Source organism: Microlunatus sp. GCM10028923, from assembly GCF_042666975.1.
Taxonomy (GTDB): Bacteria; Actinomycetota; Actinomycetes; order Propionibacteriales; family Propionibacteriaceae; genus Microlunatus.
Genome location: NZ_JBHTFF010000006.1, coordinates 173,937 through 192,597, shown reverse-complemented (window position 1 = coordinate 192,597; position 18,661 = coordinate 173,937). Strand labels below are relative to the sequence as shown.

Sequence of the window (18,661 nt, the reverse complement as noted above, 5' to 3'; positions counted from 1 at the left end):
ACCCTATAGAGGGCGCCGAGGACGCTAGGGTGGCGGTGTGGAGCAGAAGCTGCTGTGGAAGGTGTACATCGGCGTGGTCGGCGCCGTCACGACGATCGCCGCGCAGAAGATCGTGACGACTGCCTGGAAGGTGGCCACCGGCGACGCGCCGCCAAGCCCGACCGACCCGGACACTCCGGTCAAGGTCGCGGTCAGCTGGGCGATCGCCAGCGGAGTCGGGGTCGGCGTCACGCAGTTGCTGGTGACGCGGCTCGCCGCCCGCCGCTGGTCCAACCAGACCGGCGCCGCGCCGAGCGCGATCCCCGGCATCAAGCTCAAGATCTAGCGCTTTCGCGTCGATCCCCGGACAAGCCGAGGCGCCGTCTCCAACTTCGGAGACGGCGCCTCGATTCTTCTGTGATTCTTGGTGAGCGGCTCTCGTTGAGTGAGTTACGCCCCCGTCGACCGATCTAGCACCGATCAATCTGGCAAGTGGCTCAGCCGGCGCAGTCGAAGCAGTAGGCGTCCCCGTTCGCCTTCTGCTCCGCGATCTGGCTGCGGTGTCGAACCAGGAAGCACCCGGCACAGGTGAATTCGTCGGACTGCCGTGGCAGCACCCGTACCGTCAGTTCCTCGTGCGACAGGTCCGCCCCCGGCAATTCGAAGCTCTCGGCAGCCTCCGCCTCGTCTTCGTCTACCGTCCCCGAGTTCTTGTCGTTGCGGCGGGTCTTGAGCTCCTCGATGCTGTCTTCGCTGAGTTCTTCTTCGGTCTTACGTGGGGCGTCGTAATCGGTCGCCATCGTTCCCTTCCTGGGGTTGTTCGCCCAGCCTGACTGCTGAAGTCGTGCGCATACTTATCACATCGTTCAAGTCGCTGTTCCCTCCCAACCCTCGTGTCGGGACCTTCAACGTATTCACCGCGGGAAAATTCCGGCTCCGAACCTCTTGTTCCGACATCTGCCGAGCACGCGTTGAGGGTCCGCACTCGACGGTCACGATCTGGTGTACGCTCCCTGACCGTTCGCCGAAGGAGGAAACGTAGCTGATGCCCCCAACCGTCCCGGACGCGGTCAAGACCTACTGGCAGCGGAAGTCTCCGCCCGTGCTCCGGAAGGCGGTTCGCACCGTACGGCAGGTCGTCCAAGATCGACCCAGCGCCCTGGTGACGGTGATCGTCCCCTTCTATCGCGTGGAACAGTACTTCGACGCGTGCCTGCGGTCGATCGAGCGGCAGACGCACCAGGACCTGCAGGTGCTCCTGATCGACGACGGCTCGCCGGACGGCTCGATCGACATCGCGAAGGCGTACGCACGGAAGGACCGGCGGTTCCGGGTCATCCGGCAGCACAACCAGGGCCTCGGCGCCGCCCGTAACACCGGGCTGCGACACGCCCGGGGCGCCTTCCTCACCTTCGCCGATTCCGACGACGAACTGCCGCCGGACGCGATCGAGACGCTGGTCAAGGCCTTGCGCCGGAGCGGCTCCGACTTCGCCATCGGCACCCCGCGCCGGATGACCGAGCAGCGTCGCTGGGTGCCGGACTGGGCCGGTCAGGTGCACGCCCGGGACAGGTACGGCGTCCGGGTCGGCGACTTCCCGGCGGTCCTCAAGGACGTCTTCGTCTGCAACAAGTTGTTCCGCACCGAGTTCTTCCAGCGGGTCGTGCAGCGGTTCCCGGTCGGCATCCGGTACGAGGACCAGGAGCCGACCGCCCGCGCCTTCACCGCCGGCACCTTCGACGTGCTCGCCGCCGTGACGTACGACTGGCGGGTCCGCGAGGACGGCTCCTCGATCACCCAGCAGAAGGCCAACCCGGACGACCTGGCCGACCGGCTCACCGTCAAGCACCGGGTCCGGCAGATCCTGCGCGAGCAGGCCGACCCGGCCACCTACGCGGCCTGGCTGGCGAAGGCGGTCGGCTTCGACCTGCGCTCCTACGTCGAGCAGGTGCCGCGGACCGACCTGGACTACTGGTCGACCCTGCAGCAGGCGACCGCGAAGCTGGCCGCCGACCTGGACACCGACGGCTGGAACCAAATCCCGATCATCGACCGGCTGGCCACCCTGGCGCTGGTCGCCGACCGGCGGGACACCGTGACCCGGTTGGTCACCCGGCGCAGCGAGTACGGCTGGCGGGTGCCGACCGTCGCCGACGCGGACGGGATCCGGCTCGACCCCGGCTACGACGAGGACCTGGCCGTGATCGCGCCGGATCCGTCGCGGCTCAAGCTCGCCGAGTCCGACCTCGGCTTCGTCACCCGGGTGGACCGGATCGACTGGGCGGGCCGGGTGCTCGAGGTGACCGGGCACGCCTATATCGCGGTCCTGCCCGGCGACCAGGTGACCGGGCTCCGGCTGCAGCTGGTCGGCGGCGACGCCGGTGACGCGGAGCCGGCGACGCTGACCGTACCGCTGGAGCGACGGACCGACGACGCCATCGACCAGGAGTCCGGCGACGCCTGGAACAGCTACGCCGAGACGGGGTTCGTCGGCCGGATCGACGCCGACCTGCTGGACGAGTTCCGGCAGCGACATCCGGAGCAGCGGGAGTGGCAGCTCCGGGTCGGGGTGGAGGCGCACGGCGAGCTGCGGGAGGGTCCGCTGAACCGGCGCGACCTGCGCGGCTCCGCGTCCCGGCTCCCGGTCTGCCCGCTGTCCGACCGCGGTCGCTGGGTGATCGAGTTCGCGGCCGATGCCGGGCTGATGCTGAAGCACGAGGAGCTTCCCGCGGTGACGCTCGAGTCGCTGCAGCTGGACGACCTGACCGTACGGCTCGTGGTCAGCGGCGCCCCGATCACGGCGCTGGAACTCTCCGCGCCGTCGCTCAAGCAGACCCTGACCACCCCGGGTCGTCGCGATCCCGCGCAGCCGGACCGGACCACCTTCGAGGTCACGCTGCCGGAACTCATCGACCGCAAGCAGCGCGCCGACGAGCACGTCTGGAACGTCCGGCTGATTCCCGGGGTCGACCGCAGGCTCCGGCTGATCTGGCCCGGCGGCACCGACGAGCTCGACCGGCTGTCGCCGACCCATCACCGGCTGCGCGCGATCTGCTCCCGGATCGGCACCGTCCGGCTGCTGCAGAACCACTGGTGGGCGGCCGTCGAGGACGTCGACCTGGACGGCGACGACCTGGTCGTCCGCGGATCCCTGTCGACGCCGCTGGCCCCGCAGTACCAACTTCGGATCGCCGGCTCGTCGGCGCCGACCACCTCGATCGTGGCCGACGTCGATCCGGTCAGCGGGACGTTCAGCGGGCGGATCCCGCTGCTCAGCGAGTACGGCCAGCGGCTGTCCGGTGGCGGGTTCAGCCTGCGGCTGGCGGCGGCCCAGCCGGACGGCGGCCAGGTGGAGCGCTGGGTCCGGGTCGAGGAACGGCTGCAGGCCCGGTTCCCGCTGGACCTGCAGAGCCGGACCAGCGCGGTCCGGCTGAGCCGTACCCCGCGGGCCGCGGCGCTCTGGGTGAAGCCGCGGAAGCCGTACCGGCCGGACGAACGGGGTCGGCTGGCGCAACGTCGGCTGCACACGATCTTCCTCGACGAACGTCCGGTGCGGCCGCTGGACGCGGTGCTCTTCGAGAGCTACAACGGGCGTTCGGTCGGCGACTCGGTGCTGGCGCTGCACCAGGAACTGCTCCGTCGTGATCTTGGTCTGCAGCTGTTCTGGTCGGTCGATGATCATGGCGTGCAACCGCCCGAGGGCGGCACCCCGCTGCTGATGCACTCGCGGGAGTGGATGGACGTGCTGACCCGCGCCCGCTACCTGGTGAACAACAACAACTTCCCGTTCTACTTCCGGAAGCGGCCGCACCAGACCTATCTGCAGACCTGGCACGGGACGCCGCTGAAGCGGATCGGCAACGACGTGCCATCGCAGAACCTGTCGCTCTCGTACCGCGGGCTGATGCAGCGTGAGGCCGAGTCCTGGGATCACCTGCTGGCCCAGAACGACTTCTCGGCCGAGGCGCTCCCCCGCGCCTTCGGCTACTCCGGCCCGGTGATCAACACCGGCTACCCGCGCAACGACGCCCTGCTCGGCGAGCCGGCGGAGCAGCGACGGCGGGCGATCCGGCGGCTGTTCGCGATCGGCGAGTCGGAGACGGCGGTGCTCTACGCGCCGACCTGGCGGGACAACGTGACCAAGAACAACCGGTACGCGCTGGTCAGCCATCTCGACTTCGGCCGGCTCGGCGGCGAGTTGCCGCGGAGCACCACCTTCCTGCTCCGCGGACACTCCAACACGGCGCAGTCGGAGATCACGCTGCCGAAGTCGGTGATCAACGTGACGAAGTACTCGGACCTGAACGACCTGATGCTCGCCGCGGACGTGTTGATCACCGACTACTCATCGGTGATGTTCGACTTCGCCGTCACCGGCAAGCCGATCCTGCTGCTGGCGCCGGACCTGGCCACGTACCGGGACACGACCCGCGGGTTCTACCTCGACTACGAGGACACCGTGCCCGGCCCGATCTGCCACGATCAGGACGCGGTGGTACGGGAGCTGCGGGCCCTGCCGACCTTCTTCGACCGGCACGGCGACCGCTACCGTACCTTTGTCGAACGGTTCACGCCGCGCGACGACGGCCACGCCACGGCCCGGGTGGTCGACCAGATCTGGGGGTCCAGCTCGCTCCCTGAGCTTGTCGAAGGGCAAGGCGCGGCCCGCCTCGGCACTTCGACAAGCTCAGTGCGCGATTGAGCTAGAGCGCGCTGCCGGTGTTGTAGGCGTCGTTGAAGTGGTTGTAGAACGCGTCGTACATCGCCTGGCTGTCGGTGACCTTGATCAACAACTCGTCGTTGTGCCGCAGTGCGGACAGGGTCAGGTTGTGCGAGCCGGCCAGGACGACGGTGCGGTCGGTGGTCGTGTCGCCGTACTTGCCGTAGATCAGGAACATCTTGTCGTGGATCGGTGACTTCCGGACCGGGATGCCGGCGCCCTTGAACGCGGCCAGCGCCTGCGGCTGGATGTTCTCGACGCCGACCCAGACGTGGCAGCCGCCCTGCTTCAGCTGGATCAGCTTGTTCACCACCGCGAGCCGGGTGTCGTTGATCGACGCCTGCATCACCCGGATCCGGCAGGCCGAGTCCGGGGTGAGGTAGTCGAGCCGGTTCACCACCAGGTCGGTGGTCTGCTCCGGCGACGCGTACACGGTGCTGTTGGAGTCGGCCGAGCCGAAGTAGCCGCGCGGCGTCGAGGCGACGTAGAAGTCGTTGCCCGGAAAGGTCTGCTCGTTCCACTGCGGCGTCCAGATCTGGTTGACGAAGCCGTCGTAGAGCGTCTGGTCGCCGTAGAAGGTGAAGGTGTTGTTGAACAGGGTGGCGCCCGACGCGAAGGTCATGTTGGCCGAGCTGACCCAGGTCACCCAGTCCCGCGCGGTGCCGGACGCGTCCTTCGTGCGGGAGAACAGGATGTACTTCATGTGCATCAGGCCGGTGTCGCTGTTGGACAGGCAGCCGCCGCCGTACGCGAGCGCACTGCTGCCGTGATCACACCAGTGGTGCCGGGAGCCGAGCAGGTTCGCCAGCGCCGGGGGCGAGTCGTCGGTCGACTTCTGATCTTCGCCGTTGTGCACCGCGTAGACGTTCACGCCGCGGTCGACCGCCCGCTTGATCGCGTCGCCGACGATGTTGGCGGTGATGCTGTAGAGCGCGATCCGGATCGTGGAGCCGGCCGGGGCGCCGTCGAAGAGGGAGATGATCTTGTGCAGCTGGGTACGGTCCTCGCCGCCGTTGGCCACCGGATCGTTGAAGACGAGGTCGACCCTGGTCTTGTCGATGGTGACCGTGACCGGCTGCTGGCTCGCCTGCGCGGTGCCGGGCAGCCCGGCCAGGCCGGCGGAGACCAGGGCCAGCAGCGCAGCCCAGAGAAGAAGCCGTCGAGGTCCCTGCCGCAGCGTCACCATGTGAGAAATGTTCACATGGCGACGAGGCTCGGGCAAGACCTTGACATGGTGTGCTAGGCGGGCGCCGACTCGGCAGTTGTGCAGCGACACGCCGACAGAACGCCTGCTTTTGTGCCCGGTCGGCGGGGTTGTTTGGGGTCAGGCCAGGTGGGGCGTGATGCGGGCGGCGGCGTCCGCGGCGGTGTCGGTGCCGGTGTCCACCTCGAGGTCGTACGTGACGTTGCGGTGCACCAGGTCGGCCTGTCGGCGGGCCATGCCGACGGTGCGGTCGCCGCGGGCCCGCTCCCGGGCCTCGGCCACGTCGGGGGCGCAGCGGACGCCGACCCAGAGCACGCCGGCGCCGGTCAGGGCGGACCGCCAGCGGCCCTGGGAATGATCACCGCCGAGGAACACGTCGTCGATGATGATCTTGGCGCCGGCCCGGGCCATCGCCCCGATCCCCTGCATCCACAGGGTTTCCTGCTCCATGAAGGCGGCGCCGACATCGACCGCGCCGTCGGTGCCGATGGAGATCCCGTCGCCGTCGCCGGTCAGCCGGCGCGGCAGGGCCTCGATGAAGTCGTCGACGCCGAAGGTCAGCCAGGGGTCCGGCAGTTGGTCCTGCAGGGCGCGTGCGAGCGAGCTCTTGCCGGAGCTGGAGCCGCCGTTCAGCACCACCGCGTTGATGATCATGGTTCCTCCGGGCCGGGGTTCAGCTGGGTCAGGACCGGGGCCAGCCGGTCGGCCAGGGCCGGATCCACCGCCGCAGCCTCGGCGGCGAGGCAGCCTAGCAGTGCCGTTGCGGACCGGCGCAGCTCGGCGGCGTCGACCGAGCCGGCCCGGGCCGCCGCCAGCGTCGCCAGGACCGGGCCGGGCAGCCGGTCGGCGCCACGGCCCTGGTGGGCCGGCAGGCCGTGCCGGAGGCAGGCGAGCTGGATCAGCTGATCACGCAACTGGTCGAGCATGATCACCGCCTGCCAGGTCCGGCCGCGGGCGAGCGCGGACCGGACGTGCAGCGCGTACAGCCAGCCCATGCCGATCAGGCGTTCCGGCTCCGGCGGGACCGGGTCCTCGCCGGGCAGGGCCTCGCCGAAGATCAGCCGGAACGCCGGGCCGTGCGGGCGGAACACGCCGGACGGCCAGAACGAGAGGTCGACCTGGAGCGACGAGCCGAGCAGGAAGACCCGGTAGAGCGCGCCGGCGGCGTGCACGTCCAGCCGGTCCACCGCCCCGTGTTCCATGATCATCGCCGTGGTCCAGCGCTGCACGACCTGATCGTGATCGGCCTCCGACCGGAGCCGCAGGGCCAGGTCGACGTCGGACCAGCGGTCCTCCTGGTCGAGCGCGCCGGAGCCCAGCACGGCGGCGGCGATCACGTCCGGATCCGCCTCGGCCTGCGCGATCAGGGCCGTCCGCAGGGCGTCCCGCTCCCCCGGCGTGAACACCGGCTCAGAGCTCGCCGAGGAGCTTCTCAACCTCGGCCCGGTTGTGGTCGAAGTCGAACTCCCAGCTGGAGTAGTAGGCCTCCTCCGACCAGCCGCCCGGCGGGTGGGCCACGTCGGACCGGCTCCAGAAGTAGTGCACCTCGCAGTCCAGCAGGGCCGAGATCAGGTGCTCGTTGCGGGCCGTGTACGACTCGTGGTTGAGGATGATCAACGTCTCGAGCTTCTCGGCGTGGATCGCGTTGAACAGCGCCGAACCGCCGAAGCCGGCGATCACCCGGGCGCCGGCGAAGACCCCGGCCTGCGCCCCCAGGTCGAGCGTCTCCGGATAGATGATCGTGAAGCCGCGGTCGGCGAACCAGCGCTCCACCTCGCGGGTGTTGCGGCAGACCCGGTTGGACAGCGTGTCCTTGCGGGAGATGAAGATCTGATCATGCGTCTCGACCGACCGGTCGACCAAGGTCTCGCCGATCCGCCGCCAGGTGTCGATCAGGCCGGGATGGACGTAGTGCGGGCGCTGGTTGTGGAACTGCGGCGTGGCGGCGACCAGCGACTCCACGTACACCGGATGGTCGGCCCAGACGATGTCGGCCTCGTCGATCCCGTGCGCGGTGAACAGGCGGCGTTCCAGCGCGGGGTCGCGCTCGTGCGGGAACCTGATCCGGAACAGCGCCTTCAGGTCCGGGATCTCCGCCTTGGCCGCGTCCCAGCCCCAGAGCCGGGAGATCACCTCGGTCATCAGGTGGCCGAAGTGGCCGGGATTCTCGCAGTCCAGCTGGTAGTAGTTCCCGGGCAGCGCATCCTTCGGCCGGAGGTCCTGCCGGATCCGGCCCCAGGCGGCCGAGATGCTGTTCACCCGGACGTTGCGCGGGGAGGCCTCGAGGTGGTGCCGGAACGAGTCCGGCAGGATCGTGGACTCGCCGTGCACCAGGGCGTTCGAGACGTACGCGATCTTGCCGGTGTAGTGCCGCAGGTGCAGTTCCGGGTAGGTCAGCGTGGTGTTCAGGTCCGGGATCGGCACCGTCGACTCGTGCGAGACGATCTTGGAACCGATGACCAACTCGCCGCCCTTCACGCTGGCCAGTTCCCGCATCCGCAGGTTCGGCTCCCGGCTCTCCAGCACCCGGTTCGTCTCCGCGTCGCGCAGCTTGAGGAAGTGCCAGCGCCGCTTCTTGATCACCAGCAGGTCGCGGCTGATGCTGACCTGCGCGGTGGACGCGCCGAGCTCCAGGTCGCGCGCGTTGGCCCCGACGTCCTCGGTGCCGCCGGCGGCGATCATGGTCTGCGCCCAGGCCGCGAAGGCTGCGGTAAAGGCCGACTGGCCCTGGCCGCGGCGATCGACCAGCCAGAGCCCGCCCGGGCGCAGGTGCAGGAACAGCCGCTGCCAGGTCAGCAGGTGGGTGGCGTCGTCCACCGGCAGCAGGTCGATCAGCACGTCGACCGGGCCGATCGGCTTCAGCAGCCAGTGGTACTGATCAAGGGTCTCGGCGCGATGGTGCGCGGCGCCGTGCCCGTCCAGGTCCCACTCCGGGTCCGCGTCGAGCGAGATCACGTGCAGCCGGTCACCGGCGAACTCGGTCAGCCACTCCACCACCGGGGTCCGGGTGTCGCCCTGGGTCAGGATGATCACCGACCGGTCGGCCCGGGGCGACGGCTCGATGCCGGCGTCGGCCAGCAGCCCGGGCCGCGCCTCGTCGGCGCTGCCGGGGTCATCGGCGGACGGGGCTTCGCCGCGCCGTCGCAGCGACCGCAGTCCCGCCCGTACCTTGTTCGTCAATGCTCGCTCAGACATGGAGAGCGTCACGCTACCTCACCTTTCCCGACTGGCTCACGACGCTACGGCCGGCCTGAAGATCTCGTCGTCATCGGCCGGCCGACGGCTGGCCCGGACCGCTTCGATCACGCGTTCACAGCAGCCGCCGTCCCGGTGCGGGAACGCGGCCCGCATCCGCTCCAGGTACGTCGGCTCGGCGGCGAAGTCCCGCGCCGCGGCGGCGCCGACCGCGGCCACCACGTCCGCGGCGGTGTCCAGCACCGGCCCGAACCGCAGCGCGTCCGGCACCTGACCCCCGGACCGGCCCAGGTGATCACCGCCGTAGAAGGCGTCCCGGTCGAACTGGTAGTGCAGCACCGGCCGCTCCAGGTAGCCGGCCTCGGCCGAGATCGAGGAGTAGTCGGTGATCAACAACGCGGCCCGGGCGATCACGTCCTGCAGGTCGGCGCCGGCGTAGTCGTACACCTCGACCCGGCCCGGCCACGGCACCACGCCGGTGAAGTACCGGCGCAGGTTCGGATGCGGTACGAAAACGAGGGGCAGACCGGCCGCGCGGGCGGTCTCGGCGAGTCCCGGATCGGTCACCAGCTCGGTCCACCGGCGGGCGTACTCGGTGTCCCAGAACCCTGCCACGGAAGGGCGGTCGTTGCCGTCCTCGGTGTCCGGGCCGAGCAGCCAGCGGCGCCAGGTCGGCATGATCACCAACGCCCGCCGGTCGGTGGTGCGCTGGGCCTTCGCGAGCAGGGCGTCGTGCCGGGGCATCCCGGTCAGCCGTACTTCCTTGGAGGTGAAGTTCCAGGCCGTACCGTCACCGGTGATCGCGGCGAACTCCGGCCGCGCCGAGGTGACGAAGGTCTGGATCGGCTTGCTGTTCAGCCACCGGGACAGGTCGTCCTGCATCACCCCGTGCTGGAGGAAGGTGAACCGCCAGCGCGGCTTGCCGTAGGTCTCGGTGTCCAGCGGCCGGGAGATGTAGTGGTCGGCCTGCGAGGACAGCAGGTGCCGGCAGTTCAGCAGCGCCAGGGTGTGCTCGTCGGAGCCGAAGTCGATCAGCCGGAAGCCCTCCGCGGCGAGCCGGTTCCAGTCCGGGCTGTCGGCGCGCAGTACGAACCAGGCGTTGATCTCCGGCCGGTGATCACGGACGTGCCGGTAGAGGTGCTCGGCGTTGTCCTGGGCCTGGACGTCGCGGTCCACGAAGAGCCAGCACTCGCCGTACCGGGCGACCGTCTCCTCCGCCACCGCCCGCCGCTTCAACTCGACGCTCGCGTCCTGAGCCTGTCGAACGACCGGTGCGGAGGTGCCTTGGCCCTTCGACAGGCTCAGGGAACGGAGGGCGACCCGGGCGAGCGCCTTGGCGTGCTTGATCGCCTCCCCGGGCCGCTCGGCGGGCTCCGGTGGCGGGGCGATCGGAACGGGCTGGGCGGCCTTGGCGATCCGCTTCCGGAGCTGAGCCGGGTCGGTCGTGTAGCGGTTGCGGTCCGGCGGGCCGAGCCGGATCGGCCGCGGCCGGCCGTCCAGGCTGAGTTCCAGCTCGCCGAGCAGCGGCACCCAGATCAGCCGCTCCCGGAGCAGGGTCCGATCCAGGTAGCTGACGGCCCGGACCTTGGCGTGCCGCGGCTCGATCGGCCGCCCGTTGTAGCGAAGCTCCTCGACCGGCTCCGCGCCGGTGAAGTAGTAGCGGACCAGGCCCATCCGCCGCTCGGCGTCCAGCCGCTGGATCCGTACCTCGTCCGGCCGGTACGGCTCCGCGCGGTAGCCGTGCAGCAGCGCCTGGCGCATCCGGTCCGAGGTCCAGGTGAGGTCGTACCCGTCGATCAGCCAGTCGTCCAGGTACGGGCGCAGCCGGCCGACCAGCGTGTGGAAGCGCTCGGTGACCGCGGCATCCAGCCGGCCGCTGGCCGCGTGCAGCCGCTCGTCCTCGCGGAAGGTGAAGAAGAGGTCGTAGAGCACCTGCAGCTGGGCCCACCGGGGCACCGCGCCGTGCCGCTCCGCGAGCTCCCGGACCACGGCCAGGTAGCCGTACTCGATCACGTCGGTGTACCGCCCGGCCTGACGCCAGGACGTCTGGACCAGGGAACTGCCGTCGGCCCGGCGCCGGTAGCGGTACTCGACGCCCGGCAGGAAGGCGATCACCGGGTCGGCCTCGGTCCACAGGTAGCGCGCGGTGAGCTGGCCATCCTCGTAGTTGGGCCGGACCCGGCCGTCGAACTCCAGCCCGGCCGACCGCAGCCGGTCCAGCCGGTAGCAGGCCGACGCCGCCTGCAGATGGATCCGGTCCGGCCGCTCCCGGGCGGACACCAGTTCCGGCTCGGAGCCGTCGCCGAACCGGTACCGGAGCGGGTGGCTGTCGGTCAGCTCGCCGGTCGCATCGTCCAAGATCAGCACCCGGGCGCAGACCAGCGCGACACCGGCGGCCGCCTCCGACCGGAGGAACCCGGTCAGCCGGGCGAGGTAGTCCTCCGCCAGCACGTCGTCCGGATCGGGGAAACTCACCCAGGTCCCGCCGGCCACCGCGAGACCGGCGTTCCGGGCCGCGGCGAGGCCGCCGTTGGGCTGCCGGATCAACCGCGCGGGCACCCCGTCATGATCATTGATCCAGTCCTCGATCAGCGCCGCGCCGCCGTCCGTCGAGCCGTCGTCGACGAAGATCAACTCCGCTGCGGAGTCGCGGAAATCCTGCTCTGACAGGGATTTCAGGAACTCCGGCAGATAGTCCGCGACGTTGTAACACGGAATGATCAACGAGACGTCCGCGCGCTCGACCATCCGCCCGAGTGTAGAGCAGCGGGGTCCGCCGCCGCCCGCGGGCCGCGACACGCCGCGCTGACCAGCAAGAACCCGCCGTGAACAGCGCGTGACGACGGGTTGTCGAGTCCGCAACCATCAGTAACAATTCTCCAGCGACGAACATCAAGGGAGAGTGGGCGTGACGAAGCGTCTGACAGCTCGGGTGCGACGGACGTCCTCGCGGCTGCTCGGCAGGCTGGCCGCCCGTGGCGCCGCGCACCGGACACCGGCACCGGCCGACGACCTGGACCGCTTCGTCGCGGCCAACCCCGTCGCCCGGCACCCGGCCGCCGGCGTCCGCGTGGTGCCGGTCCGCGGTGGCTGGCAGCTGGTCCAGGACGTGCCGGACCTGGACACCGGGGACGCGTACCGGCGCAACCGGGACCAGCTCGTCGAGCTCTGCGAACGGAACGGGATCGACTACTTCGCCCTGATCGATCCGTCCGAGGCGTCCGGGCGGATCGCGGTCGCCGACCCGGACTGGGCCCGGTTCGCCGACGCCGTCGCCGAGGCCGGGACCCGGATCCCGTTCTATGTCGAGACGTGGGCCGCCGACGGTCGCCGTACCCCGGCGTTGCCGACGGCCGACCCGGACGCCCGGGCCGCCCTGCTGGCCGCGCACCGGGTGCTCGTCTTCGTCCAGTACGCGCTGCCCGGCTCGGCGATCCGGCTCGGCCGTCCGTACGGCTGCCTGATCGAGCGCTGGTCGGTCGACCGCGACGGCGTCCTCCGGGCGCCGGTCGCGAACCGGGTCACCCAGGCCGTCGGCCCGGCCGGCCGGAGCCCGGCCGTGGTCCAGGACCGGGGCCGGGCCGTGACGACGCTGGCGCCGTTCACCGAGCCCAACGCCCTGACCATCGACTTCCCGATCGACGTGGTGGTGCCGTGGATCGACGACACCGATCCGACCTGGCTGGCCCGCCGGGCCCGGCATCTCGCCGACGCCGCGGAAGCCGAGACCGACGCGGTGCCGGTGCCGCGGGACGCGCTCGCCCCGACCCCGATCGGCGACCCGTCGCTGCTGCGGTTCACGCTGCGGTCGGTGGCGCACCACCTGCCCTGGGTCCGTACCATCCATCTGGTCGCCGACGGCCAGTACCCGGCCTGGCTGGATCCGTCGGCCACACGTGTCCGGGTCACCGACGTCGCCGACCTGCTGGAGTCCCGCGGCACACTGCCGACGTTCAACCCCGAGGCGGTCCGGTCGTCGCTGCACCACCTGGACGGGCTGGCCGGCCGCTACCTGGTGATCGAGCCCGGCACCGTGATCAACCGGCCGCTGCCGGCGGACCTGTTCTTCCACGCCAACGGCCTGCTCAAGCTCGGCTTCGACCGGGCGACGCTGCCGCTGGTCGACGCGGCCGCGGCGCCGATCGACGTGGCCGTCCGGCGCAACGTCGCGGACCTGCTCGAGCAGGCGTTCGGTCGCCGGCCGAGCCAGGCCTTCGCGCCCGGCCCGATCCCGCAGAACCGAGACCTGCTGCTGGAACTGCAGGCCCGGTTCCCCGAACTGTTCAAGCACAACTGGGGCAGCCAGATCCGGACCGCCGCGGGCTACGAGATCACCAGCTGGCTGCACCATTACTACGCCCACTTCACCGGCCGCGCCGCGCCGGGACGGGTCCGCGCCGAGTTCGTCGAGACGACCCAGGGCAACGTCCGGACCCGGCTGCGGAACGTCCTCCGCGACCGTGGCGTGGAGGTGACCACCCTCGGCAACGGCGCGTACGGCGACCCGGCCGCCGCGGCGGCGGTCCGGACCTCACTGTCCCGCTGGCTCCCGGCGCCGGCCCGGCACGAGCTGTACGCCGAGCAGCCGGTGACGCCGCGGAGGACCTGGAACTGATGGCGACCTCGACGAACGACGGCTATCTGCCGGACCTGCCCCGGCCCTCCCTCGCCGGCGCGGTACGGAAGCGGTCCCGGCTCGCCTTCCGTACCGTGGACCGGCTGGAGCGGGAGAACTACCGGCGGCTGCACCCGGCCGTGACCGCCGCGCAGGGCGTCCGGCTGGAACGCCGCCAGGGCCGGCTGTACCTGGTCCGGATCGTGCCCGGCATCGGGCCGGCGGACGCCGACCGGCTCAACCGCGACCTGGTCCTGGACGTCTGCGAGGGCCTGGACCTCGATCACTTCGCGATCCCGGAGCCGGTCGGGTCCCGGCATCGGATCGGCATCGCCGAGGAGCACTGGCACCGGTTCGTCGACCGGATCATCGAGCGTGGCACGGCCGAGCCGATCTACGTCGGGGTGCGGGCGGTGACCGGCAGCGGCGAGCAGCGCCGGTGGTCCGAGCTCAGCTCCGATCCGCGGATCCGGCGCGCCCTCCGCGAGCAGCCGTGGGTCGAGATCTTCGTCCCGATGGCCGCGGGCCGGTCCGCGACGCCGTGGCTCCGCGGCCACGGCTGCATCGTCGAGCGCTGGGCCCGGGACGCCGACCGCGGGCTCAGCGCGCCGAACCACAACCACGTGACGGACTACCTCGGCGCCGAGGCCCAGCGCGTCGTCCGGGTCGAGGCCGCGGAGCGGCCGGTCCGCAGCTACGCACCGCTGTCGACCGGGCACCTGTTCGATCCCGACTTTCCGATCGACGCGGTCTACCTGTGGGTCGACGGCTCCGACCCGGCCTGGCAGGAGCGCAAACTGCAGGCCCGGGAGCCGGACCCCGCGATCCCGGCCGAGGACCCGGCGGAGGCCGCCGCCCGGTTCAGCGACAACGGCGAGCTGCGCTACTCGTTCCGCTCGCTCGAGTTGTTCGCCCCGTGGATCCGGCACGTCTACCTGGTCACCGACGCCCAGGTGCCGGCCTGGCTCGACCTTGATCATCCGCGGGTCACCGTGGTCGACCACCACGACATCTTCCCGGCCGGCTCCCGGCTGCCGACATTCAACTCCCACGCGATCGGCGCCAACCTGCACCACATCGAGGGGCTGAGCGAGCACTACCTCTATCTCAACGACGACCTGTTCTTTGGCCGGCTGATCTCGCCCGAACTCTTCTTCCTCGGCAACGGCGTGACGAATTTCCATTTGTCGAAGGCGACCCTGCCGACCGGAATGGACCTGTCCGGGCTGGCCCACGAAGGGGCCCGCCGGAATTCCGCGGACCTGCTCCGGACGGAATTCGGCCGGATGGCCACCCGGGCCTTCTATCACGTACCGAATGCGCAACGCCGCAGCCTGCTGTACGAACTCGAGGAACGTTTCCCGGACGTGTTCCGGCAGAATTCCGGCAGCCCATTCCGGTCGGCCGACGACTACGAGGTCAATTCCTGGCTGTACCACTATTACGCGTTCTTCACCGAGCGCGCGGTACCCGGTTCGATCCGGTACGCCTATTTCGACGTGTCCCGCCCGGACACCGAGAGTCGGATGGACGAACTGCTCCGGCAGCGCGACGCCGACACCTTCTGCATCAACGACACGGTGGAGACCAGCGCCGAGCGGCGGCAGTGGATTCCCCGTTGGCTGCAACGGTATTTCCCGCAGCGTTCCTCGTTCGAGAAGGACGGATCATGATCGACGAACTGTCCTTTGCCGACGGCCGGGCGGCAGCGGTCGGCACGCCGGTGGAGATCATCCGCAAACTGCCGCGCCGGTCGTTCGAATTGCCGCGGCTGTTCGGCCGGGACGAATTCCCGCCCGCCGACACCGACCTGCCGACCGCGAATGCGTACCCGGATCTCCGGGTGGACGAACTCCACGACGTGGTGCTGCTGCCCCGGCACGTCATTCTCGACGGAACCTGCCGCCAGGTGTTGTCGCAGTCGTTCAAAAAGACGCCGCGGCAGCGCCATTTCGGCCTCGAGTTGATCGGCGACCGCGTTTATCGACCGCGTGGGAAATTCCACCAGCGCGACGAACGGCGCCTTGACGGTACGGTCTTCTATCTCGACTGCGAATTCCCCGACATCTACGGCCACCATCTGCTCGAGGTCTGGCTGCAGACCTGGGCGCTGGACCTGCTGGACCGCGACGACCTGCGGTTCGCGACGTCGATCCAGCTGCGCCCGTACGTGCTCGAGGTGCTGGCCCGGCTCGGCGTGCCGGAGCACCGGATCATCCCGATCACCGGGCCGCTGCGCTGCGCCCGGCTGTTCGTCGCCTCCCCGGCCGTGCTGGCCCGCCGCTACGTGCACCCGGCCGTCGGCCGGGTGATCGACCGGATCGCCGGGATGCGGTCCGACGCCCGGCCGGACCTCCCCGGCCCGCGGGTGTACGTGGCGCGGAGCCGAATCTCCGAGCGACCGCTGGTCAACGAGACCGAGCTCGAGCAGGTCGCGACCGAGGCCGGCTACGACGTGTTCCACGCCCAGGAGCACCCGGTCGCCGATCAGCTGGCGGTGTTCCACCGGGCCACGCACGTGATCGGGCCCGGTGGCTCCGGGATGCACAACGCGGTCTTCGCCCGGCCCGGGGCGAACGTGTTGATCCTCGGGTCGACGGGTTGGTTCACCGTGATCGACATCCTGCTCGCCCAGGGCCGCTACCACCTCGGCTACGTCTTCGGCGATCCCGTCGATCCGGAGCAGCGCGGCCGGCGGACCAAGGCGCCGTGGTCGCTCGATCCGGACCACCTCCGGCAGGCGCTCGCCGACCCCTGGTTCCAGCAGTGAAGGACTCGCCTCCATGAAAGGACAGGCAACGATGCCCCACCCCGTGATCAGCCTGATCGTCCCGGTCCGGAACCCGGGCGACGCGATCAACCGGCTGGTCGACTCGGCTGACGAGCAGTCGCTGCCGGCCGCCGCCTTCGAACTGGTGCTGGTCGACCACGGCTCGGACCGGGCGACGTTGGACCGGCTGGACCACCTCCGCCGGCGCCGGCCCAACGTCACGGTGGCGACGCTGCCGGCCGGCAGCACCCTGGCCGACGCGCTCAACCACGGCATCGAGCTCGCCGCGGGCACCTTCGTGCTGCCGCTCGGCCACGGTGAGCTGCTCTTCCCGGCTGCGTTGGAGAAGCTCACCGCGTTCGCGGCCGAACACGACTGCGACCTGGTCGTCGGCCGGGGTGTCGGGCCGGCCCGGCCGTCGATCGACCAGGCGCTGACCACGGCGGACGTGCCGCGGCTGGACCCGCACCTCCGGCTGGCCGCGACGAGTCACCCGTTCGTCGCGTACCGGCGGGAGTTCCTGCAACAGCACGGGCTCCGCTACCGGGCCGGCCGGGCACTGCTGGACCGGACCTTCCATGCCGAGGCGCTGGCCCACACCGACGCCGTCGGGGTCTTCGCCGGCTATCCGCTGGCCCGCGGCCACGGGCTGGCCGAGGCGTACCCGGTCCGCGACGCCGAGCCGAGCCGGGCCCAGTGGTGGGAGGACGTCGCCGGGGCACTGGACCGGACCACGGACGCCGGCGCGCGGGCCGTCTTCCTCGCCGCCGAGGTCGCCGTCGCGGTGCACTGGCTCGGCCTGGCGGGCGACGAGAAACTGCGGCCGGTGGTCCAGGACGCCGTACGGAACTCCTGCCCGGCCGAGCTGGACCGGCTGATCGCACCGGTCCCCCGGCTGGTCGTCGACGACTTCCGGGAGGGACGCTGGACCGAGGCCGGCCGGGTGCTGGCCGGCTTCAGCGGGCTGCGGGCGACCGCCGAGGCCGGCGCCGCGCGCTGGGTCGACGACGCGCTCCAGGTGGAGCTGACCGGCCGGATCGAGACGCCGGGATCGCTGGACCTGCGCAACGCCACGTACCAGCGGATGATCGCCGAGACCATGATCATCCTCGGTGTCCGGAACCGGCTCACCGCGCCGCTGCACTGCGTGCCGACCGAGGGGTTCTGGTCGGTCGACACCGAGTCGGACCGGCCGGGCCTCCGGTTCACCGCCCGGGCCCGGCTCGACCCCGACCGGATCCACCACGGCGGCCCGCTGCCCGGCGGGACCTGGCAGGTCGCCTGCTATGTCCCGGGCCTCAGCATCGACACCGCGCCGGTGCTCCCGGTACCGCTGGCCGGCACTCCGACGACGATCCGCGACCACCGGCTGATCGCCGTCGTCGGCGGCACCGACGAGACGCTGCACTTCGACATCGGCGGTACGACCTGCAGCGGCCTGTCCGGGCTACGGCCGGAGCACACCGAACTGGTCGAGACCCCGGCCGGTTCGCGGCTGACAATCACCCTGCCCGACGTCCGCGCCGACCGGCAGACCGTCCTGCAGGGTGCGATCCGGTTCGGCCGGCTCAGCTTCCCGGCCCGCCTGTCCGGCGGACCGGACGGCTCCCGCGTCGAATGCTTCGCCAGCGGCCTGTCCGGCGACTACCCGATCTCGATGACCTTCGGCGACGGCCGCCCCACCCCGACCGGCCTGACCCTACGGATCGAGCACGCCGGCGCCATGATCATCATCCCCGCCTGACCTCCACCTCCCCCAACCGCCGACGACCGGGCACAAGAGCAGCGCTTTTGGCGGCGTGTCGCTGCTTTGGTGCCCTGTCGATGGGGGCGGGGTGATGTGGTTGCGGACCGGGCATGCGGGTCGCAGGACCGGGTGAGGCGGATCGCAGGAGACCGGGTGAGCCGGTCGCAGAACCGCGCGAAACGCGTGGCAGGACCGGGGAGGCGGGTCGAGGCGGGGCGCAGGACCCGACGAAACGCCCGGCACGACCGGGTGAGCCGGATCGAAGGAGACCGGGTGAGCCGACGCGAGACGCATGGCACGACCGAGGAAGCGGATCGAGGCGGGGCGCAGGACCCGACGAAACGCCCGGCACGACCGAGAGAGCCGGATCGAAGGAGACCGGGTGAGCCAGCGCGAGACGCATGGCACGACCGAGGAAGCGGATCGAAGCG

Annotated in this window: 12 protein-coding genes; 6 read left to right on the top strand and 6 right to left on the bottom strand. The window is 70.7% G+C overall.

What is annotated here, in order from left to right; translation table 11 throughout:
- The first annotated feature begins 37 nt into the window (after positions 1-37).
- Positions 38-325, top strand: a complete 288-nt coding sequence (locus ACFQU4_RS16450; RefSeq protein ID WP_377493735.1) for a DUF4235 domain-containing protein — start codon at positions 38-40, stop codon at positions 323-325.
- 151 nt (positions 326-476) lie between these two features.
- Here ACFQU4_RS16450 and ACFQU4_RS16445 read toward each other — a convergent pair whose 3' ends face one another.
- Positions 477-779: a DUF4193 domain-containing protein gene (locus tag ACFQU4_RS16445; RefSeq protein ID WP_152364081.1), complete on the bottom strand. Its 303-nt coding sequence runs from the start codon at positions 777-779 to the stop codon at positions 477-479.
- 245 nt (positions 780-1,024) lie between these two features.
- On the opposite strand from ACFQU4_RS16445, the gene ACFQU4_RS16440 reads away from it, so the two are divergent.
- Positions 1,025-4,681 carry a CDP-glycerol glycerophosphotransferase family protein gene (locus tag ACFQU4_RS16440; RefSeq protein ID WP_377493732.1) on the top strand — a complete coding sequence of 1,219 codons (3,657 nt, stop codon included), beginning with the start codon at positions 1,025-1,027 and terminating at the stop codon, positions 4,679-4,681.
- A gap of 1 nt (position 4,682) precedes the next feature.
- Here ACFQU4_RS16440 and ACFQU4_RS16435 read toward each other — a convergent pair whose 3' ends face one another.
- The 5 genes from ACFQU4_RS16435 to ACFQU4_RS16415 all read right to left on the bottom strand — a co-directional run bounded on the left by ACFQU4_RS16435 (position 4,683) and on the right by ACFQU4_RS16415 (position 11,846).
- The gene (locus ACFQU4_RS16435; protein ID WP_377493730.1) at positions 4,683-5,885 is read right to left on the bottom strand and encodes a phospholipase D-like domain-containing protein; all 1,203 of its coding nucleotides are present in this window, start codon (positions 5,883-5,885) and stop codon (positions 4,683-4,685) included.
- A 138-nt stretch (positions 5,886-6,023) separates the two neighbouring features.
- Positions 6,024-6,557: a chloramphenicol phosphotransferase CPT family protein gene (locus ACFQU4_RS16430; RefSeq protein WP_377493728.1), complete on the bottom strand. Its 534-nt coding sequence runs from the start codon at positions 6,555-6,557 to the stop codon at positions 6,024-6,026.
- Entirely contained in the window at positions 6,554-7,309 is a 756-nt protein-coding gene (locus ACFQU4_RS16425) for a nucleotidyltransferase domain-containing protein (protein ID WP_377493726.1), read from the bottom strand. Before ACFQU4_RS16425 ends, ACFQU4_RS16430 begins: the two co-directional genes overlap by 4 nt.
- Before the next feature lie 4 nt (positions 7,310-7,313).
- Positions 7,314-9,098, bottom strand: coding sequence for a glycosyltransferase family 61 protein (locus ACFQU4_RS16420; protein WP_377493724.1), 1,785 nt, complete (start codon positions 9,096-9,098; stop codon positions 7,314-7,316).
- 36 nt (positions 9,099-9,134) lie between these two features.
- Positions 9,135-11,846, bottom strand: coding sequence for a glycosyltransferase (locus tag ACFQU4_RS16415; RefSeq protein WP_377493722.1), 2,712 nt, complete (start codon positions 11,844-11,846; stop codon positions 9,135-9,137).
- Between the two features lie 160 nt (positions 11,847-12,006).
- On the opposite strand from ACFQU4_RS16415, the gene ACFQU4_RS16410 reads away from it, so the two are divergent.
- The 4 genes from ACFQU4_RS16410 to ACFQU4_RS16395 are packed head-to-tail and all read left to right on the top strand — an operon-like array spanning position 12,007 to position 18,227.
- A complete protein-coding gene (locus ACFQU4_RS16410) occupies positions 12,007-13,713 on the top strand; it encodes a stealth conserved region 3 domain-containing protein (protein WP_377493720.1) in 1,707 nt (568 codons plus the stop codon).
- Entirely contained in the window at positions 13,713-15,386 is a 1,674-nt protein-coding gene (locus ACFQU4_RS16405) for a Stealth CR1 domain-containing protein (protein ID WP_377493718.1), read from the top strand. Before ACFQU4_RS16410 ends, ACFQU4_RS16405 begins: the two co-directional genes overlap by 1 nt.
- The gene (locus tag ACFQU4_RS16400; protein WP_377493716.1) at positions 15,383-16,483 is read left to right on the top strand and encodes a glycosyltransferase family 61 protein; all 1,101 of its coding nucleotides are present in this window, start codon (positions 15,383-15,385) and stop codon (positions 16,481-16,483) included. Before ACFQU4_RS16405 ends, ACFQU4_RS16400 begins: the two co-directional genes overlap by 4 nt.
- A 31-nt stretch (positions 16,484-16,514) precedes the next feature.
- On the top strand, positions 16,515-18,227 hold the full coding sequence (locus tag ACFQU4_RS16395) for a glycosyltransferase (protein WP_377493715.1): 1,713 nt from the start codon (positions 16,515-16,517) through the stop codon (positions 18,225-18,227).
- Positions 18,228-18,661: the final 434 nt, after the last annotated feature.

Coding starts and splice junctions, on each gene's coding strand:
- ACFQU4_RS16445 (WP_152364081.1), bottom strand. CDS start 779: ATGGCGACCGATTACGACGCCCCACGTAAGACCGAAGAAGAACTCAGC.
- ACFQU4_RS16440 (WP_377493732.1), top strand. CDS start 1,025: ATGCCCCCAACCGTCCCGGACGCGGTCAAGACCTACTGGCAGCGGAAG.
- ACFQU4_RS16435 (WP_377493730.1), bottom strand. CDS start 5,885: ATGGTGACGCTGCGGCAGGGACCTCGACGGCTTCTTCTCTGGGCTGCG.
- ACFQU4_RS16430 (WP_377493728.1), bottom strand. CDS start 6,557: ATGATCATCAACGCGGTGGTGCTGAACGGCGGCTCCAGCTCCGGCAAG.
- ACFQU4_RS16420 (WP_377493724.1), bottom strand. CDS start 9,098: ATGTCTGAGCGAGCATTGACGAACAAGGTACGGGCGGGACTGCGGTCG.
- ACFQU4_RS16415 (WP_377493722.1), bottom strand. CDS start 11,846: ATGGTCGAGCGCGCGGACGTCTCGTTGATCATTCCGTGTTACAACGTC.
- ACFQU4_RS16405 (WP_377493718.1), top strand. CDS start 13,713: ATGGCGACCTCGACGAACGACGGCTATCTGCCGGACCTGCCCCGGCCC.
- ACFQU4_RS16400 (WP_377493716.1), top strand. CDS start 15,383: ATGATCGACGAACTGTCCTTTGCCGACGGCCGGGCGGCAGCGGTCGGC.
- ACFQU4_RS16395 (WP_377493715.1), top strand. CDS start 16,515: ATGCCCCACCCCGTGATCAGCCTGATCGTCCCGGTCCGGAACCCGGGC.